At 46.0% G+C, this 18086-nt stretch carries 20 protein-coding genes; 16 read left to right on the top strand and 4 right to left on the bottom strand.

All coding sequences use genetic code 11. The annotated features are described in order from the left end of the window. The first annotated feature begins 230 nt into the window (after positions 1 to 230). A complete protein-coding gene (sodB, locus tag Q1A41_RS07670) occupies positions 231 to 812 on the top strand; it encodes a superoxide dismutase [Fe] (protein WP_299976739.1) in 582 nt (193 codons plus the stop codon). 73 nt (positions 813 to 885) lie between these two features. On the opposite strand, the gene Q1A41_RS07665 is transcribed toward sodB, so the two are convergent. Beyond that, positions 886 to 1791, bottom strand: coding sequence for an AraC family transcriptional regulator (locus Q1A41_RS07665; RefSeq protein WP_299976736.1), 906 nt, complete (start codon positions 1789 to 1791; stop codon positions 886 to 888). A gap of 164 nt (positions 1792 to 1955) precedes the next feature. Beyond that, positions 1956 to 2624 (bottom strand): outer membrane beta-barrel protein, encoded by a 669-nt coding sequence (locus Q1A41_RS07660; RefSeq protein ID WP_299976733.1) that lies wholly within the window; start codon positions 2622 to 2624, stop codon positions 1956 to 1958. A 303-nt stretch (positions 2625 to 2927) separates the two neighbouring features. Between Q1A41_RS07660 and Q1A41_RS07655 the strand changes: the two genes are divergently transcribed. From Q1A41_RS07655 to Q1A41_RS07645, 3 genes are all read left to right on the top strand, one after another. Beyond that, complete coding sequence (locus Q1A41_RS07655; protein ID WP_299976730.1) at positions 2928 to 3737, top strand: hypothetical protein; 810 nt, start codon at positions 2928 to 2930, stop codon at positions 3735 to 3737. 125 nt (positions 3738 to 3862) lie between these two features. Further along, positions 3863 to 5380, top strand: a complete 1518-nt coding sequence (locus Q1A41_RS07650) for a fumarate hydratase (protein ID WP_299976727.1) — start codon at positions 3863 to 3865, stop codon at positions 5378 to 5380. 89 nt (positions 5381 to 5469) lie between these two features. After that, complete coding sequence (locus Q1A41_RS07645; protein WP_299976724.1) at positions 5470 to 5811, top strand: metalloregulator ArsR/SmtB family transcription factor; 342 nt, start codon at positions 5470 to 5472, stop codon at positions 5809 to 5811. Between the two features lie 257 nt (positions 5812 to 6068). Here the strand turns inward: Q1A41_RS07645 and Q1A41_RS07640 are convergent, their stop codons facing one another. Continuing rightward, positions 6069 to 6218, bottom strand: a complete 150-nt coding sequence (locus Q1A41_RS07640) for a hypothetical protein (RefSeq protein ID WP_299976721.1) — start codon at positions 6216 to 6218, stop codon at positions 6069 to 6071. A gap of 70 nt (positions 6219 to 6288) precedes the next feature. Here Q1A41_RS07640 and Q1A41_RS07635 point away from each other — a divergent pair, with 70 nt between their 5' ends. The 11 genes from Q1A41_RS07635 (at position 6289) to Q1A41_RS07585 (ending at position 14856) form a co-directional block, all read left to right on the top strand. Continuing rightward, positions 6289 to 7206: an SDR family oxidoreductase gene (locus Q1A41_RS07635; protein ID WP_299771545.1), complete on the top strand. Its 918-nt coding sequence runs from the start codon at positions 6289 to 6291 to the stop codon at positions 7204 to 7206. A gap of 39 nt (positions 7207 to 7245) precedes the next feature. After that, positions 7246 to 8418, top strand: a complete 1173-nt coding sequence (locus Q1A41_RS07630; RefSeq protein ID WP_299976718.1) for a lipid-transfer protein — start codon at positions 7246 to 7248, stop codon at positions 8416 to 8418. Between the two features lie 48 nt (positions 8419 to 8466). Continuing rightward, entirely contained in the window at positions 8467 to 8910 is a 444-nt protein-coding gene (locus Q1A41_RS07625) for a MaoC family dehydratase N-terminal domain-containing protein (RefSeq protein ID WP_299976715.1), read from the top strand. Positions 8911 to 8920: 10 nt separating this feature from the next. Then, the gene (locus Q1A41_RS07620) at positions 8921 to 9322 is read left to right on the top strand and encodes a MaoC family dehydratase (RefSeq protein ID WP_299976712.1); all 402 of its coding nucleotides are present in this window, start codon (positions 8921 to 8923) and stop codon (positions 9320 to 9322) included. A gap of 115 nt (positions 9323 to 9437) precedes the next feature. Further along, entirely contained in the window at positions 9438 to 10442 is a 1005-nt protein-coding gene (locus tag Q1A41_RS07615; protein WP_299976709.1) for an AraC family transcriptional regulator, read from the top strand. Between the two features lie 485 nt (positions 10443 to 10927). Beyond that, positions 10928 to 12088 (top strand): amine dehydrogenase large subunit, encoded by a 1161-nt coding sequence (locus Q1A41_RS07610; RefSeq protein WP_299976706.1) that lies wholly within the window; start codon positions 10928 to 10930, stop codon positions 12086 to 12088. An 11-nt stretch (positions 12089 to 12099) separates the two neighbouring features. Next, on the top strand, positions 12100 to 12621 hold the full coding sequence (locus tag Q1A41_RS07605; RefSeq protein WP_299976651.1) for a MauE/DoxX family redox-associated membrane protein: 522 nt from the start codon (positions 12100 to 12102) through the stop codon (positions 12619 to 12621). A 56-nt stretch (positions 12622 to 12677) separates the two neighbouring features. Beyond that, positions 12678 to 13310: a redoxin domain-containing protein gene (locus Q1A41_RS07600; RefSeq protein ID WP_299976648.1), complete on the top strand. Its 633-nt coding sequence runs from the start codon at positions 12678 to 12680 to the stop codon at positions 13308 to 13310. 20 nt (positions 13311 to 13330) lie between these two features. Continuing rightward, complete coding sequence (locus tag Q1A41_RS07595; RefSeq protein WP_299976645.1) at positions 13331 to 13891, top strand: methylamine dehydrogenase light chain; 561 nt, start codon at positions 13331 to 13333, stop codon at positions 13889 to 13891. 49 nt (positions 13892 to 13940) lie between these two features. Beyond that, complete coding sequence (locus Q1A41_RS07590; RefSeq protein WP_299976642.1) at positions 13941 to 14423, top strand: cytochrome c; 483 nt, start codon at positions 13941 to 13943, stop codon at positions 14421 to 14423. A 19-nt stretch (positions 14424 to 14442) separates the two neighbouring features. Then, a complete protein-coding gene (locus Q1A41_RS07585) occupies positions 14443 to 14856 on the top strand; it encodes a cytochrome c, class I (RefSeq protein ID WP_299976639.1) in 414 nt (137 codons plus the stop codon). A 32-nt stretch (positions 14857 to 14888) separates the two neighbouring features. On the opposite strand, the gene Q1A41_RS07580 is transcribed toward Q1A41_RS07585, so the two are convergent. After that, the gene (locus Q1A41_RS07580; RefSeq protein ID WP_299771566.1) at positions 14889 to 15515 is read right to left on the bottom strand and encodes a TetR/AcrR family transcriptional regulator; all 627 of its coding nucleotides are present in this window, start codon (positions 15513 to 15515) and stop codon (positions 14889 to 14891) included. A 184-nt stretch (positions 15516 to 15699) separates the two neighbouring features. Between Q1A41_RS07580 and Q1A41_RS07575 the strand changes: the two genes are divergently transcribed. After that, entirely contained in the window at positions 15700 to 18054 is a 2355-nt protein-coding gene (locus Q1A41_RS07575) for a TonB-dependent receptor (protein ID WP_299976636.1), read from the top strand. The last annotated feature ends 32 nt before the right edge of the window (positions 18055 to 18086 follow it).

The following is an 18086-nucleotide window of genomic DNA, read 5'->3' as shown; positions in this document are numbered from 1 at the left end:
GTGGTTGAGCGTGATGTTGCATGGATGATTACGCATTGATGCTAATGCGAATGCAAGTGATTTGCAATATTAATTGAGGGTTGCTGCCCCAGATCACCATAGAAAAAATTTATTAGGATTCGGTAAATCAAAAAGCAAAAGGTGCTAAAATTAGCTCCATTACTCGATACTGATAATTCGAGACAAACCCTGATACCGATAACCGATAGCCGCAAGATAAGGAAACGACTATGTCCATTGAATTACCTGCTTTGCCTTACGCCCAGGATGCCCTGGCACCTCATATCTCTGCTGAAACTTTAGAGTTCCACTATGGCAAGCATCATCAAACCTATGTGACCAAGCTAAATGGTTTGATCCCAGGTACTGAGTTCGAAGGCAAGACTCTAGAAGAAATCGTTAAGTCTTCAGATGGCGGTGTGTTCAACAACGCTGCTCAAATCTGGAACCACAGCTTCTACTGGAACTGCTTAAGCCCGAATGGTGGTGGCGAAGCTACTGGTGCTGTAGCCGATAAAATCAACGAAGCTTTTGGTTCTTTCGAAGCCTTTAAAGAAGCTTTCACTACTTCAGCCGTTAACAACTTTGGTTCTTCTTGGACTTGGTTGGTACAGAATGCTGATGGCAGTGTAGCTATTGTAAACACCAGCAATGCAGCCACTCCATTGACTGACGAAGGTGTTACTCCGCTATTGACCGTTGATTTGTGGGAGCACGCTTACTACATCGATTACCGTAATGCGCGTCCTAATTACATGAACGCTTTCTGGGCGCTTGTAAACTGGGAATTCGTTAACGCTAACATGGCGTAATTACGAGTACGGTTTATTTGTACTAAAACCGCCAGCTTTGCTGGCGGTTTTGTTTTTGGTAGCTCACTTATTTTTAGTCTTTTACTATAACTGGAAGATACAGCGTAACTTCCATCTCTCTCGATTCATAATCTCTTAGATTACTCATCAACTCCATAACCTCGGCTTCATAGTCAGCCTCTAAATCTTGTTCAAGCAAGTGACTGTATAGCGCATCCCAAGCAGCGGCATAAGCTGTGCCTGAATCTATCCGTACTTTGGTGCACAGGTAGTGCGAGGCTGGAAGGCTTTTATTGGCGGAGTGAGCAGGGCATTCATAGCCTACGTGAAATGGTTGGGAGACCGGTGAAATTGCAGCGTCCCATTGGTAAATAGATACGCCATGGGAAATATCTTTGGGAGTAATTTGAAACCAGATTTCAAAGATTTTTTCCAGCTTATGACCTTGCTGCTTACTGGTGAAGTAGTGGCGCTCGGGTAGGCTCACAAGTTCAAATTGCATGTTTTTACACATGGCTTTTTCAAGGCTGGTTTCATTTTCTGTGGGCTGCCCTAGCTTCAACATGATTTGATCCCATAGCTCGGCATCTTTTAGTTGATTGCTGCGGCGGATCTCAGAAGCGGATAAGCCCAGATCTCGTTTTAAGGCTTTCGCCAGTGCTTGCGATGAAGAAAATCCCGTTTCCAGTGCGATATCTGTAACGGCTTTTTTCTCTAGGGAAAGGCTATAAACCGCTTGTTTTAAGCGCATTCGGCGCAAATACTTAACTGGTGATTCGCCGAATACCAGCTTAAACATATAGTGAAAATGACTGGGGGATATAGCGCACTCATCGGCAATATCATTCCAATTTAAATTTTCGCTAAAGCGGTCTTGCATGATTTGGGTGGCTTTAACAAAGCGCTTTTTCCAATGCGGCGCAAGATCATCAATTAATTGAGATTCTGGAATTAAAATAGTGGCATCTTTTTTTGTCATAGTGGACTTCCCTATGGCAGCGTTTGGCAAATTCACGTTTTTTAAGTTATATAGGCTTTCAAGCTATATAGCTTTGCAAGTTATTCAGTTCATGGTGGCTGAACAAAAAGAGGCTATGGATAAGCCATAGCCTAGAGGAGAGTCGTTGAAAGGTCGTCTATCGCTTAGAAGTGGAATCTTAAGCCAATGGTGGCGGCATTGGATTCATAGCGACGCTTATCGCTATCATCTTTGCCGTGAATAAGAGCCAAATCTAGAGATACATCTTTGCTAATAGCGATAGGGCTGTTGAGCTTCCAGCTACTCACATCTCCTGCTTTAGTATAGCGGACATTGAGTTCCCAGCCATCGCTAATGGCGGTTTTCCAGGCTACTGACCAAAGTACATCGGTCTCTTTACCAGAACCTCTGAAAGGTTCGATAGCATTGTCGATTTTTAAGCTGCCATGATCTTTGTGATCATTGTGGTTCATGCCTAATTCGAAGTTTAGATGATTGCTTGGATCTAGCTTTGCGATCACACCCAAAGAAACATTCGCATTGGTTTCTTTGTCATCCAGCGATAGGCGTATATTGCCGGAGTTGGCGCTGTCATCCGTACGTGATTGAGTGAGCTCACCGCGTACGTATGTGTATTCATTAATACGCTTGCTTAACTCGGTGCGAAACGCTTTAGTGTCTAACTTAAAGCTGTTGTTGCCAACTTTAATTTTCGATTCCGCCACACCAGCATTGATGTCGACATAATCATATTTCGGCTCAGCGGCATAGCTCAAAGGAGAGTTTAAACTCAAAGCCAATACTGCAAGACTCATGCTAACTGATAATTTCATAGTGATACTCCACGTTCGTTGAATCAATGGCTGTATTTTAGGTCTCAGATTTGGGATAAACGTATCCGCGTTTACGGCGAAGGGCCTAAGAAAAGCCAACAAGCGTTAACTTTCATTAAGCACCCACTAGCTCTTCTTGCTAGATTGCAGATCGCTTGCTTGATGGGGAATCCACCCTTGGGCGGGCTGGTGGTTTTGTGTACAGGTGTCGTGAAGCGGGCTTTGATCGTGTAGAATGCTGGGCTGATTGAGGTACCAGCTAGCCCATCAAATAAGGGCAGTAAAAAGAGGATAGCTAGTCATATGAGTGTTGAACGTCGTGAGCCGACTTTTGGAGAGCCGGGAGCTTCTCGTGCCGCTTCCGAAGCCGAGGTAAATACTGGCTATTCTGTAACATCTGAGCAGGCTAATTATACGCCGCCACCGGTGAAAGTGGCCAAGCCCCAGGGCTCGTCCTTCTCTTGGTTAGCTTTTTTTGCCTTACTATTTGCCTTCGCCGCGAGTGGAGCGGCCGGCTACCTCTATTGGCAGGGTCAGCAAGATAAGCAAGCGGCGGCCGCCGCCATGTCCTCAGCGGAGGATCGAATTGCGGCCTTAGAAGAAAAGCTCGATTTCTCCAATGAAGAATCCAGCCAGTCGGTAGAGGCGATTCGCGCTAAGTTAAAGTGGGCAGATTCTGAGATTCGTAAATTGTGGGGGGTGGCCTATGATCGCAACCGCAAAACTATCGATCAGCACAAAAAGCAGCTGGCGAGCTTAGATAAAAAGCTAAAGAGCACGGCGAGCGAAGCCTCTAAGGCTGCCAAATCTTCTGCGAGCCAAGCGGATAGCTTAAGCAAGTTGGAAACTCTAAGTGCTGATCAGGAAAAACGCCTGGCACAAGCTGAGGCTAGCCTGCAACAGCGCGCCAAGGACTTACAAAGTGCTTTAAGTGATGTAGAAGCTCAGGCTTTGCAATTAGACCAATTGCGTAATGGCATTCTTGAGCGTGTGAAGCAAAATGAGGAGTCTATTGAGTCGATTACGGTTTACCGTAAAACTACCAATAGAGAGCTACTGAATATCAAAAAACGTTTAGATGCAGTGCAAGGTGGCACTAAACCCGCCGCTTAGCTGGGCTATAATTAGAACTTTACAGGAGTTTAAAGGAATCTTTAAGCTCCTCCCAGCTACAGCCGTAAGATAACGTACAGTTTAACCATAGTAGAAATTAGCCTAACTAGATTAGAGAGAACACCATGACTACCGTGATTCGTCCCCAGGATCTGATCGACAGTGTCGCAGATGCCCTTCAGTTTATCTCCTACTACCACCCGGTAGACTTTATTCAGGCCGTTCACCGTGCCTATGAAAAGGAAGCTAACCCAGCGGCAAAAGACGCCATGGCTCAGATCCTAATTAACTCTCGTATGTGTGCCGAAGGCCATCGTCCGATCTGTCAGGATACCGGTATTGTTTCTGTATTCCTGAAAGTGGGTATGAACGTGCAGTGGGAAGGCGATATGAGCCTAGAGGATATGGTGAACGAAGGTGTTCGTCAGGCTTATAACCATCCAGATAACAAACTACGCGCTTCGGTTTTGGCCGACCCAGACGGTGCGCGTAAAAACACCGGCGATAACACCCCAGCAATGATCACCTACAAGATTGTTCCTGGTGATAAAGTTGATGTGCATGTAGTCGCTAAAGGCGGCGGTAGTGAAGCCAAAACCAAGTTTGCCATGCTAAACCCTTCTGACAATGTTGTCGATTGGGTATTGAAGATGGTGCCGACTATGGGCGCTGGTTGGTGTCCACCAGGAATTCTAGGTATTGGTATTGGTGGTACTGCAGATAAAGCTTTGGCAATGGCGAAAGAGTCATTACTAGACCCTATTGATATTCACGATTTACAAGAAGCCGGTGCGAGCAATCGTGCTGAAGAGCTTCGCTTAGAGTTGTTCGATAAAGTGAACAAGCTAGGCATTGGTGCCCAGGGCTTAGGTGGTTTAACCACGGTTCTGGACATCAAAGTAAAAGATTGTCCAACCCATGCGGCCAACAAGCCAGTGGCGATTATTCCAAACTGTGCGGCGACTCGTTTGGCTAAGTTTACCTTAGATGGCTCTGGCCCATCTTTGCAAACGCCTCCTAGTTTAGACGATTGGCCTGAAATTACTTGGGAAGTGGGTGATGCTCGTCGTGTGAATTTGGATGAGCTTACTAAAGAAGATATTCAAGAGTGGAAAACCGGTGAAACTGTTTTGCTATCTGGCAAAATGTACACGGGCCGCGATGCTGCCCATAAACGTATGGTTGATATGATCGCCAAGGGTGAGAAGCTACCTGTTGATTTCACCAATAAATTTATCTACTACGTTGGTCCGGTTGACCCTGTACGTGAAGAAGTTGTTGGCCCTGCTGGTCCTACTACGGCTACTCGCATGGATAAGTTTACGCGTAATATGTTGGAAGAAACTGGCCTAATTGGTATGGTCGGTAAAGCTGAGCGTGGTGAGCTTGCTATCGAGGCCATTAAAGATAATAAAGCCGTTTATCTAATGGCCGTAGGTGGTTCGGCTTACTTGGTATCTAAGGCCATTAAAGCCTCTAAAGTTGCGGGTTTTGAAGATCTTGGTATGGAAGCGATTTATGAGTTCGATATCAAAGATATGCCGGTAACCGTAGCGGTAGACAGTACCGGTGAATCTGCTCACCAAACTGGCCCGCAAATCTGGCAAGCTAAAATTGAAGAAGGCGTTATTGAAGTTAAATAGCCCTGTCTTCAATTTATCAGCTGTTTACAAGAACAGCTGATAAACAATAGGGCGGCCTAGGTCGCCCAAGTTTTAATTAAGGTAATTCTGTGACTCTAGACCCGGTACAATTTTATAAAGCGATGGCCGACGATACTCGTCTTCGTGCACTGCATTTAATTGTGCAGCAAGAAGAGCTTTGTGTCTGTGAGTTGACGGAAGCTTTAGACCTGAGTCAGCCAAAAGTGTCGAGGCATCTCGCACAATTGCGCAAGCAAGGCGTGCTAAGTGATCGCCGTGCTGGGCAGTGGGTTTTTTATTCTATTAACCCTAATCTGCCTGATTGGGCTAAGCAGTTACTGCAGTTATCCAGCGATGAAAATCGTAACTGGACAAAATCAAATCTTAAGCGCCTAGAAGCCATGGATGACCGTCCGGCTCGTTGTTGCTAGTTCCGTTTTTTTATTACTTCTTTGTTGTCTGACCGTCAAAAGGTGGGGATAAGCTTAGCCCACGATCGGCGGCCCTCCAGGCTTCCCTCAGTCCTAAAAAAGCCTCACAAAAAGACGTGAGTCTTTTTTACTCGTTCGGCGCTCGCTCTAAATTGTGGTCTAAGCTTATCCCCACCTTTTGACTACAGTAGTGTCTTTATTTAAAAGTGTAAGAATTTAATGCTCGAGTGGTAACAGCCATTGGTGGGTAATAGCCCTTACCCTGAACCGTAAAGTGACATGGATGTCACGACCCGAGCGCCCTGGATGGCTTGAGCGCGTTCTGGGTAAGGGCTATTACCCATCAAGGGCGTATCGAAGCCCGGTTTTAGCTGGCATTGATACATTTTGCTAAGTGCTTTGCTCATCTTCAACATTCCTATCCCTGGCCCAGAACGACATACTCAGGTTTTTATAGCCATTATCGGAGAAAAAATCATGTCTGATACCCTTAAATTTGAAGATCGCGTCGTAGTTGTCACAGGAGCGGGCGCCGGCCTTGGTCGCTCTCATGCCCTAGAGTTTGCGCGTCGTGGCGCCAAAGTCGTAGTGAATGATCTAGGTGGTAGTGCACATGGTGAGGGTAAAGGCAGTGAAGCAGCCGATAAAGTGGTTGCCGAAATTACCGCCATGGGTGGCCAGGCCGTGGCCAACTATGACTCCGTAGAAGATGGCGATGCCATTATTCAAACGGCAATCGATAACTTTGATCGTGTTGACGTCGTTATCAACAACGCCGGTATTCTGCGCGATACTAGCTTTGCCAAAATGAGCGACCAAGATTGGGATCTTATCTATCGCGTACACATTCTAGGTGCCTACAAGGTAGCCAAGGCCGCATGGCCTTACATGATGGAGCAAGAATACGGGCGCATAATCAACACTTCATCGGCTGCGGGCATCTACGGCAACTTCGGTCAGGCCAACTACTCGACGGCGAAGCTTGGTCTATACGGTTTAACGCAAACTTTAGCAATCGAAGGCGCCAAGAAAAACATCAAAGTGAATGCCATCGCACCTGTAGCGGGTTCTCGCATGACAGAAACCATCTTGCCGCCTGAAGTCGTTAAAGCACTGAAGCCAGAGTTCATTACCCCATTAGTGGTGAAGCTTTGTGCTGAACAAAACCAAGACAGCGGTGGCCTCTATGAAGTAGGTGCGGGTTGGATTTCTAAGCTTCAGTGGGAGCGCACCAAAGGCGTTAATTTTAGTCCTGCAGAAGGCTTTAGTGCCGAAGATGTAGAAAATAACTGGGATCAAATTTGCGACTTTAGCGATGCAGATAAACCCAAAACAGCTAACGATTCATTCGTACCCGTATTTACCAATTTGGGTATTAAAATTCCTGGCATGTAATTGGCCAAAGCAAACAAATAAAAACTACGAGGAAAAATTATGAGCAATGCAATTGTTGCTGGCGTAGACATGGTGAAGTTTGCCAAGCCTGGCCAACATGAACCATATCGAATTATGGCATCGCAAGCCATTCAGGGCGCGCTAAAAGACGCTGGCATTGAAGCATCTTCCGTGCAGCAAGCCTATGGTAGTTATATCTATGGTGACTCTACCTGTGCCCAGCACGCCTTGTACGATGCCTTTATGACAGGTATCCCTGTTATTAATGTAAATAATAATTGCTCTTCTGGTTCTACTGCTTTGTACTTGGCTCGCCAAGCGGTAGAAAGTGGTGCGGCCGAGTGTGTATTGGCATTCGGTTTTGAAGAGATGCAGCCTGGCGCCTTAAGTTCTCATTGGGATGATCGTGAATCGCCCTTTGATAATTTTCTAACGGTGTTGGATAAGGCTGAGTATCCAGCCGCGCCTTTGGCCTTGCGTTGTTTTGGTGCAGCTGGTCACCACTATATGGAAAAATATGGCGCCACTCGCGATATTTTCGCCAAGGTATCGGTTAAAACCCGTAATCATGCCTTGAACAATCCACTGTCTTTATTTAACACCCCTTTAACCGAAGAGCAGGTTTTGGGCGATAAAGTGGTCTTTATGGATTACTTAACTCGCACCATGTGCTGCCCTCCTACTTGTGGTGCCGGTGCAGCGATTGTGTGCAGTGAAGAGTTTGCTAAAAAGCACAACATCGATGGCGGTGTGAAGATTTTATCCCAAGCAATGGCCACTGATACGCCACAAACATGGGATAACCCTATCGATTTGATTGGCGCGGATATGACTCGTCGTGCTTCTAAGCAAGTGTTTGAGCAGGCAGGCGTGGATGTAAATGATGTTGACGTGGTTGAGTTGCACGATTGCTTTACCACTAATGAAGTTGTTACCTATGAAGGTTTAGGCTTATGCCCTGAAGGTGAAGCCAGTAAATTTATTGCCGATGGTGATAATACCTATGGTGGTAAATTTGTGGTTAACCCTTCAGGTGGTTTGATGTCAAAAGGGCACCCAATTGGGGCTACCGGGCTAGCACAGTGCTATGAGCTGGTAAACCAATTACGTGGCACGGCCGATCAGCGTCAAGTTACTGATGCCAAGCTTGCCTTGCAGCATAACTTGGGTCTTGGTGGTGCTGTAGTTGTTACCTTGTATCAAGCGAGCTAATGGTCTCGTTGATATCCTAGTAAAGAGTCTAGTAAAAAGGACAGTTGCATGATTGATAAGAAGTTCATCGGCCATGAGTTTAAGCCATTTAGTACCACAATCGAAAAAGGGCGTTTGAAGTTTTTCGCTAAGGCGATTGGTGAAACGAACCCGATTTATTTTAATGAAGAAGCTGCTAAGGCCGAAGGTCATAAATCGGTTTTGGCGCCGCCGACATTTCCATTTACATTATCCCTAGAGAGTGATGACCCATTTCCAGTAGTGACAGCGCTTAAGCTAGAAATAGGTCGTATTCTGCATGGTTCGCAGGACTTTGAGTATTTTGCACCTATTTATGCCGGTGACGAAATTACCGTAAGCTCAAAAATTGTAAACATCTTTGATAAGAAAGGTGGTGCATTAGAATTTGTTGCTCTGCAATATTCTTTCACTAATCAAGATGGCGAGTTAGTGGCAACTTCTACCAATACTTTGGTTTACCGCAACGGATAAGGAGAGAGAAATGACTGATATTCAAATCGGTAGTGAAATACCCGCTTTAGAGTTAGCGCCTATTTCTCGATATACCTTGGCCTTGTTTGCAGGTGCCTCGGGCGATCACAACCCAATTCATATTGACAGTGATTTTGCAAAATCTGCAGGCATGCCGGATGTATTTGCCCATGGGATGTTGTCCATGGCGTATCTCGGCAGAATGCTCACAAATTGGCAGCCACAAGCTAAGTTGAAAAAGTTTAGCAATAAGTTTGCAGCCATTACCCAGCTACAAGATGTGATTACCTGCAGTGGTAAAGTGGTAGAGCTGCTAGAGCAAGAGGGTAAAACTTTAGCTCGTTGTGAGATTCAAGCCGCAAAAGCCAGTGGCGAGCAAACCTTGGTGGGCGAGGCCTTAGTAGAGGTATAACAGGCAAAAGCTATATGCCCTAGGTCCTACTTAGAGCCCTCGGCCCAAGTATTACTTGAGTCGAGGGCTTTTTATTTGTAGTGTTTTCACTTTCAGACAGCTAAAGATGGCTTCAATGCTAACAATCGACGTTCACTTTATTCGAGCTCCGCTCCGGCAGGCGGCCGAGCTTGGAATTGATACTGAAGAATTACTCAGTGAGCTGGATATATCGGCCGATATATTTGCGCAGGACAATGCGGTAGTACATGCCGAGCAGTATGTTCGCTTGGTGCAAAAGCTTAGGGAGCTTTCGGGCGATGAGTATTGGGGCTTAACAGGGCAGCGCTGTAAGTTAGGGTACTTTGCCTTAATGGCTCGCTACCTACTTCAGTTTGATAGCCTAAAGGGTATGCTCAGCGAGTGTTGTCGTTTTCAAAATACCACTCGGGTAGAATGGCAGTTCAGCCTAGTGCAAGAGGAAGGACGAGTAGGATTCCTACTTAAGCGTGCACAAGGTTACGAGAAGGTCAGCGCGTTTTTAATGGAATTTATTACGGTGTGTATACACCGGATGATGTGCTGGCTAACGGATACGCGCATTCCAATCTTAGAAAATCACTTTGCCTACGCTGCACCTGAAAGCCTCCGTGCCTATGAGCTTTTGTTCCCTGAAAAAAGAGTGTTTGATAGCGAGTACAATGGTTTTTATATTGACGCCCAGTATCTATCTTTACCGCGTGTTAGAGATTGGACTGAAACTCGAGAGTTTCTTAAAGATGCCCCAGCGGGCTTAATGGTCACCCCCGGCAGTGACAATAGTTATACGGCGCAAATTAAATCTATTCTGATTAAAACTATTGGTAAAGAAGGGCCGGTACCAGATTTTGAGCGTGTGGCTGAATATCTTAATGTTTCCACGGCGACGCTTCGACGCAAATTGCGAGCTGAAAATACCAGCTATCAGCAGCTCAAAGACAGCATGCGCCGCGACATCGCGATTGATAAGCTTGTGCGTGAAAGCACTTCTATTTCTGAAATCGGTTTACAACTCGGCTTTGTGGAGTCTTCCTCGTTCACCCGTGCTTTTAAGCAATGGACTGGCCTGAGTCCTCAAGAATACCGCCGAGACAAAGAATAACACTGCCAAAAGGCGGGGTCAGAACCCAAGGGTTCTGACCCCTAATCGAAGTCGAGATCTTAAAGCCTAGAAAATCACAGTAACCTGCATCAAACCCAATTCTCGATACCCACAAGACATCGTGCCCAAACCTGGGGTCAGAACCCACAGGTTCTGACCCCTAATCGAAGCCGAGATCTTAAAACCTAGAAAGCAACATCAACCCGCAGCAAACCCAACTCTCGATACTCAAAAGGCATCGTGCCCAAACACGGGGTCAGAACCCATGGGTTCTGCCCCCAATCGACGCCTCGCTTTTTCGTTCAGCAGCAGCCGTAAAGGAACGCCACATTTCAATTGCCAGCAGCAAAAACTCCTTTGCGCTCAACCACTTAAGTATTGCCTGTATTTCCGCTTAAAAAATTAACTATTTAGTACGGTTGACATAAATAGTTCATGTGACCTAGACTATTTCCAAAATAACAACATAAGTAAAAGGTATCTCAATGGCTCGCGTAGATTCTCTCCGCTCGTTTTTTGCTTGGCCGCTGATGCTGGCCGCCTGTTCTCTGCAAGCGGAAATACAACCTGAACCTCTGCCGGTGTACGAAACACTGCCAAAACAATTACCCGATTCTGTTTTATTTGCTCACGATGCGAACTTCGAGGCTTTGGTGGCGGGACGTGTGGTCGCAATAGATTTGGCAAAACAAAGCCGCCGATATCTTGGTGCAATGGATGCTGCGCAATTTGCCAGCTTTATTCAATCGACTCGAAAGCCAGAGCTTTATATAGCCGAAACTCACTATTCACGAACCACCCGTGGCGACAGAACCGATGTCATCAGCATCTACGACGCAGAAAGCCTTAAACAGGATGGCGAGATTATTTTACCGGGCAATAAGCGCGGCCAGGTAGTGAGTCATCGCTATACATTACGCCTCGTTGATAACGATCGTTTTCTATTGGTCTTCAACTTTACGCCTGCAGCATCGGTCAGTGTTATCGATATGGATAGCCGAAAAATTGTGGAAGAGGTACAGATGCCGGGCTGTGGTTTGATTTACCCAACAGGCAAGCGCGGTTTCTCTTCATTGTGTAGTAACGGCGCCATGTATAGCGCGCAGCTAGACGCCAGCGGCAAGCTTAGCAAGCAACAGAAATTACCACCGCTATTCAATGTTGACGAAGATCCACTTTTTGATAAGCCGGTTTTCCATAAGGGAGTTGCCTATTTCCCAAGCTATAAAAGTTTAGTTCGAGCTGTCGATTTGAGTGCAGGCAACCCAAAAGATCTTGGTAGTTGGTCATTACTAAGCGAGCAAGAGCAAAAAGAAAATTGGCGTCCAGGCGGCTGGCAAATTGCCACTATGGATGATGCGGGCCACCTCTATGTTCTGATGCACAAAGACGGTAAGGACGGTACGCACAAATCTGGTGGGCCAGAGGTTTGGGTTTACGATGTAAAAACTCAAAAGCGCCTACAAAAAATTGTACTTAAAAACTGGGGTGTATCCATTGAGGTTACTCGAGGCAAAGATCCACTGCTAGCGGTCACTAATGGTGATATGCAGATTGATGTGTATCAGGCTAATAATGGCCAGTGGAAAACCATGGTGGGTGGCGCTGCTGCTATGCCTTTGAGCCTGCATGCGCTGCGTAAGTAATGGGTGATGCTATGGATGTATTACAAAACACCCTTATCTTTCTATTTAGCTTTATGTTTTTAAGCGCGGGCATGTCCAAGTTGCGCCATCAGGCCTATAGCCAACACGCTTTGGAAGCTTATCAGTTAGCTCCGAAGTTCTTAACTGGGTTTTTAAATCGCAGTTTGGCCTCTACGGAATTGCTATTGGTTCCCGCCTTGATATTGCCACTAAGTCAGTCAATGGCTGTATATGTGGCTGCTCTTTTGCTGCTTGTGTACGCATTGGCTATGGCTATTAATCTGTTACGAGGTCGCAAGCGCTTGGATTGCGGTTGCAATGGTCCGGATTCTAAACAGAGCATTTCCTGGTGGATGGTGTTGCGTAACTTGTTTATGGCGATGGTGCTATTGATGCTGCCTATACAGACTGAATTAGCCCCATTAAATGCTTATCTATTAGCGCTACTTTTCAGTGCTGCCCTAATACTGATTCGTCAAGGTGCGCAGCTGCTCTACAAGAATCAACAGTTAATGAGCCGCCAAGGGCAATAAGTGTTTAAAAATATAAGAAGCAAAATGTATAAGTTGATAATAAAGAGAATCAAATTATGACTGAGTTACTACTGATCTCAAATGCCATTCTTTGGCTATGTGTGATAGCGCTACTTGTTGTTGTGGTGGCGTTGGCCCGTCAAATTGGTGTGCTTTATGAGCGGGTTGCACCTGCTGGTGCTTTGATGATGAATCAAACTTTAAAAGTAGGGGATAAAGCTCCGGCTCTAGAAGTTGAAGAGTTGCTAAGCAAAAGGGCGATTAGCATAGGAGCGCAACAAGAAAAATCGCAGCTGCTATTTTTCTTGGCACCTAGCTGCCCTGTCTGTAAAACACTACTGCCAGTACTAAAATCGAGCGCCCAAGCTGAGAAATCTTGGTTAAAGGTAACTTTGGCCAGTGATGGCGACGCCCAAGAACACGCTGATTTTATCGCTGAGTATCAATTACAGAACTTTGATTATGTCCTTTCTGAGCGTCTGGGTAAGCTTTACGGCGTTGCCAAGCTGCCTTATGCAGTTCTGATCGATGAACAGGGTAGTGTGACATCCATGGGCTTGATTAACTCCCGTGAGCACCTAGAAAGTCTGTTCGAATCAAAAGAGCTAGGCATAGATTCTATTCAAAGCTACCTGCAGAAAGATGCGATGGATTCTAGTGCTACTTTGGCAAAAGAAATACGTGTGTAGTTCGTGATAGGAGAATAACAATGAAGTGGTTAGATAAATTAACGATCAAAAGCTCCCGTCGCCTTGCGCAAAACTCCTCGCGACGTAGCTTCATAACTCGATTCGGAACGGCTCTTGTCGGTGGTGCAGCGATTCCTTTATTGCCGGTGGCTCGAGCGAGCGCATCCAGTTCTGGTGGCGGAATGTATCCTGGCGTTGCCGCGCAGGAATCGGGTGTAAAAGGAGATCCAGGTGATCCAAGCCAATGTGATTATTGGCGTTACTGTGCCATTGATGGCTTTTTATGTAGCTGTTGTGGTGGTACTCAGAACAGTTGTCCACCAGGTACTGAGATGTCGCCCATTACTTGGATAGGTACCTGCCTAAACCCCGAGGACGGTAAGAACTATATTATTTCCTATAACGATTGCTGTGGTACCAGTAGTTGTGGTCGCTGCCTTTGTAATCGTAATGAGCGTGATACTCCGATCTATCGTGCACAAACCAATAACGATACTAATTGGTGTCTGGGTGCATCCAGCACGGTATATACCTGCTCGACTGCGATTGTCTTGGGCGTGGCAACCGATTCAGCCAGTTGAGCACTGGTAGTTAAACATTGCTAGCCGAGAAGCGATAAGGTTAAAAATAATGAAAGCAATAATAAGTAAATCCGTATTGGCGTTGAGCTTAATCCTTTCTTCACCGGGCTTGCTTCAGGCCAGTGAGGCGGAACAACATTATGTTCGTTGTGTAGCTTGCCATTTAGCTGATGGGCAAGGCATACCTGGTGCCTTCCCTCCCTTAAAAAATCGCCTCGCAAAAATAGCGAGTTCTGAACTAGGTCGGCAGTATCTGGTGCGAGTTCTCAATGGCGGTTTAATGGGAATGATCAAAGTAAATGGTCAAAGCTACTCTGGCGTAATGCCTGCGCAAACTGGTGATCTAAGCGCCCAACAAATTGCCAATTTGTTGAATTATGCCACTGAGAAACTGGATGCTGAGAATAAATCTAAATCATGGCAACCATTTAGCGAGCAAGAAATTAAGAACCTTAGCAAAAACAAGGGCAATCCTGTAGCCAATGCTAACTTGCGTAAGCAGCTGATAAACAAGCAGCCAGAGTTAAATTGATCAAGTGAGGGCGTTCAAAATGGCCACGGTATTTAGAACATTGGCTTTGTGCTTATTATGTCTACCGGCAGTTAGCGCGGCCGCGATGGAGCCGCGCACCAACTATATGATTAATTGCCAAGGTTGCCACCTTGCCGATGGTCGCGGTAAGGCGGGCAGTGTGCCCAGCATGAAAGGTGAATTACATAAGTTTTTAACGGTACCTGGCGGTAGAGAATTTCTCGTACAGGTACCGGGCTCGGCCAATGCGCCTTTAAATGATGCAGAACTGGCCGAGCTCTTAAACTGGATGCTGGGTAGCATGTCAGGTACTAGTAGTAATAGTTTTTCGCCGTATACCGAGGCCGAGGTTAAAAAGCTAAGGGCCAAAGTGCTAGTGGATGTGATGAAAACACGTGAGCGCCTAGTTCGCCAGTTCGCAGAGAATAAATAAAACGAAATGGCGAACAGGTTTAGGGTTAAAGATTAACGTTTTGGTATGTCTCCATGTTCGACAAGCCAGGTAAAGCTCTGGGTGGCCATTGCCACGATGTTGTCGACCTCTTTAGTCCAAGGTTTGTTGTGGCCAATAAAGACAGTATGGCCCTCAACTGAGGCGCTAATGAAAAGAGATAGTTTTTCAACTTGCTTAGGGCTCAGAGCAGGGTTCATATCGGCGATGATGTCGCCAAGGATGCTGCGATATTTAGCGTACATCTGGTCCATGTGCACGGTGATGTCTTCTTCGTGATTGGAAAGCGACCAAAGTTCAGGGAAAAACTGTGTGGTTTCACGAGAAGTTAGATCTGTAATGACGTGTTTGATCAGATTCTGAAACTGTTCCTCTGGGCTGCCATGGGTTCGAATTTCATCGAAGGTATCGAGATAAACCTGGATGGTTTTATCCAACATGGCAGAAACTAATAAGCTTTTGCTGGGGAAGTAATACTGCAAATTCCCCAATTTGATGCCTGCGGCATCAGCGACTTTGCGCATAGAAAAATTATGGTAGCCCGCGTCGATCAATAATTGATGGGCGGCGTCGAGAATGTCATTAATACGGCTTTTTCCTTTGCTGTATACGCCATTCTTCACTTTATTCGTGCTGCTCAAGTTAACCCCTAATTCGCTGTAAACACACCGGCGAAATTATAACAGAAGCCAAGAAATAGTACGTATTACATAAAAATAATTATAAGCGGATAGCTTTTTATTAAAAATTGTACGGTTGACCTATTAATTGCGGATATAGTACGGTTGACCTACATAACAATAACGATGATAGAAGGTAAGTAAGATGAAGCACTCTCGTTTGGCGATTGCGATCGCCTGTAGCCTACCCATAGCCATGAATAGCTACTCTTCGGTGATTGAGGAGGTGGTTGTTACTGCGCAGAAAAGACAACAAAGCTTGCAAGATGTTGGTATCGCCGTTACGGCATTTAGTGGTGACCAATTGCAGGAGTTGGGTTATGACACGGCTCAGCAGATTACCGCAATGACTCCGGGCGTAACGACGATTCAGCCAAATGGTCCGTCGTCATTTTTTACCAGTATTCGAGGTGTCGGACAAAACGACTTTTCGGGTGATCACCAAGAATCCCCAGTAGCGGTGTATGTTGATGAAGCTTATGTGAGTGCGGCCTCGGGGGCTGGCTTCCAGTTATTTGATATGGAGCGCGCCGAGGTATTGCGAGGCCCACAAGGTACGCTCTTTGGTCGTAATGCTACGGGCGGCCTGGTGCACTACATTACTCGCAAGCCTAGCCAAGAAAACGAGGGCTATATTGACCTTACTCTAGCAGATCACAATCAAGTGAAAGTCGAAGGTGCTGTTGGCGGCGGGCTTAGTGAAACGGTATCCGGCCGTATTTCTTTTTTGCGTAATAAGCATGACCCTTACATTGAAAATCGTATCGGTACAGATTTAAATGACGGCAATGACTGGGCTGTGCGTGCCCAATTACTGTGGGAGTTTGAAAAAGGCCAATGGCTTATAAGTGCCAGAGCGGGTGAGCAAGATATTGATTCAGGCTTTTTCAAACACAGTTCCGCTAGAGTTGATCCAAATACCGGCCTAGGTTTGCCATTTGATGGTGAAGATTTACAGGGCTTGGGCGATTCGCTGGTGCCAGGTTTCCAAGAGAACAACAATAACGTTCACTCAGGAGCCTACAATGTAATCGGCCATAACAAAGTTGAGACTCGTGGCTTTAGCAGTAATATTCAGTGGGAGTTTGAGAATTTTGATTTTGTCAGTATTACTGATTTTCAAACCTTGGAAAAAGATTATCTAGAAGACTCCGATGCCTCGCCCAATGATTTCTTTTCTTTCTTTTTGCAAAGTGACTTAGATCAGTGGTCTCAGGAATTTCGCCTAAGTGGTGACAGCGATAACTTGCGCTGGGTTACCGGCGCCTACTATTTAGAGATCGAAGGTGATTTTGCTAACGGTGGTATCGCGGCGAATTTCTTCCGTGCAGCTTTTCCTGGGGCGGGCTTAGATGATGCCAGCTTGGATACTTTAGGGCTCTATAGCCCTTTCAAAACCGAAACAAAGTCTACGGCATTCTTTGGGCAAATCGAATATGACCTAGGCGAAGCCTTTACTGTACACGCGGGCCTGCGTTGGTCAAACGAAGATAAAACCACAGACTTCAAACAATACGCTTCACTTTTTGCAGCAACAGATTCCAGCCAAGTATCGGCGATTGACGGTTTAGGCTTGGGTGGTCCTTTATTCACCTTTAGTCCAACGGCGGTTACGAATGATCCAGGTGGCACAGGGTTCGGAGAGGCGCTGGTAGTTGGTGATACCAATGATGCCAGTATCGACGAAGATCTAATTACTGCCAAGCTGCAGCTCGATTGGAAGCCAGACGAGAACACCTTAGTTTATGCCAGTTATAACCGAGGCATTAAAGCTGGCGGATTCAATGCTCCATTGGATGCAACCTTGTTTTATAACGGTAGCCGTCCAACTAGTCAGATGAAGTTTGATGAAGAAGTGCTGAATGCCTATGAGCTTGGCTTTAAGTGGAGCTCGGAAGATGGCAGTTGGAGAATCAATGGCGCGAGCTACTACTACGATTATCAAGACTACCAGGCTTTCGCTTTAGAGAGTTTAACGACTTATGTGTTCAATACCGATGCTGAAGTTAAGGGCGCTGAGATTGAAATTTTTGCAGCACCAATGGACGGCTTAGAGTTGATCTTTGGTGCGGGCTATATCGATAACAATGTTGAAGATGCCTACACCCTGCCTGATGGTACCGCGGTTGATCGCACGGCTGTACTAACTCCGAAGTTAAACCTAAATGGCTTGTTGCGCTATCAGTGGGATCTTGGTGATGCCAGAGTCGTTGCGCAATTAGATGCGACTTATATGGATGACCATTACTTCCAGTTGAAAAACTCCCCCGTAGGTAAAGAGTCAGCCTACACCTTGAGTAATGCTCGCTTAAGTTATGCCAGTGCCGATGAAAGCTGGCGAGTAGAATTATTTGTCAACAACCTAACCGATGAAGAATATCGCACTATGGCTTTTGATCTGGCGGGTGAACCTTCAGTTGGTGGATTTGGTTTGGTTGAAAACTACTATGGCTTGCCTCGTTGGTGGGGTGTTTCCTTTAATTACAGTTGGTCCGAGTAAGTAGTGTGCTTGCCTGCCTTAGGCCGCTGCTA

Origin of the sequence: uncultured Pseudoteredinibacter sp., from assembly GCF_947502065.1 — a bacterium.
Lineage (GTDB): Bacteria > Pseudomonadota > Gammaproteobacteria > Pseudomonadales > Cellvibrionaceae > Pseudoteredinibacter.
This window is presented reverse-complemented; position numbering and strand designations above follow the sequence as displayed.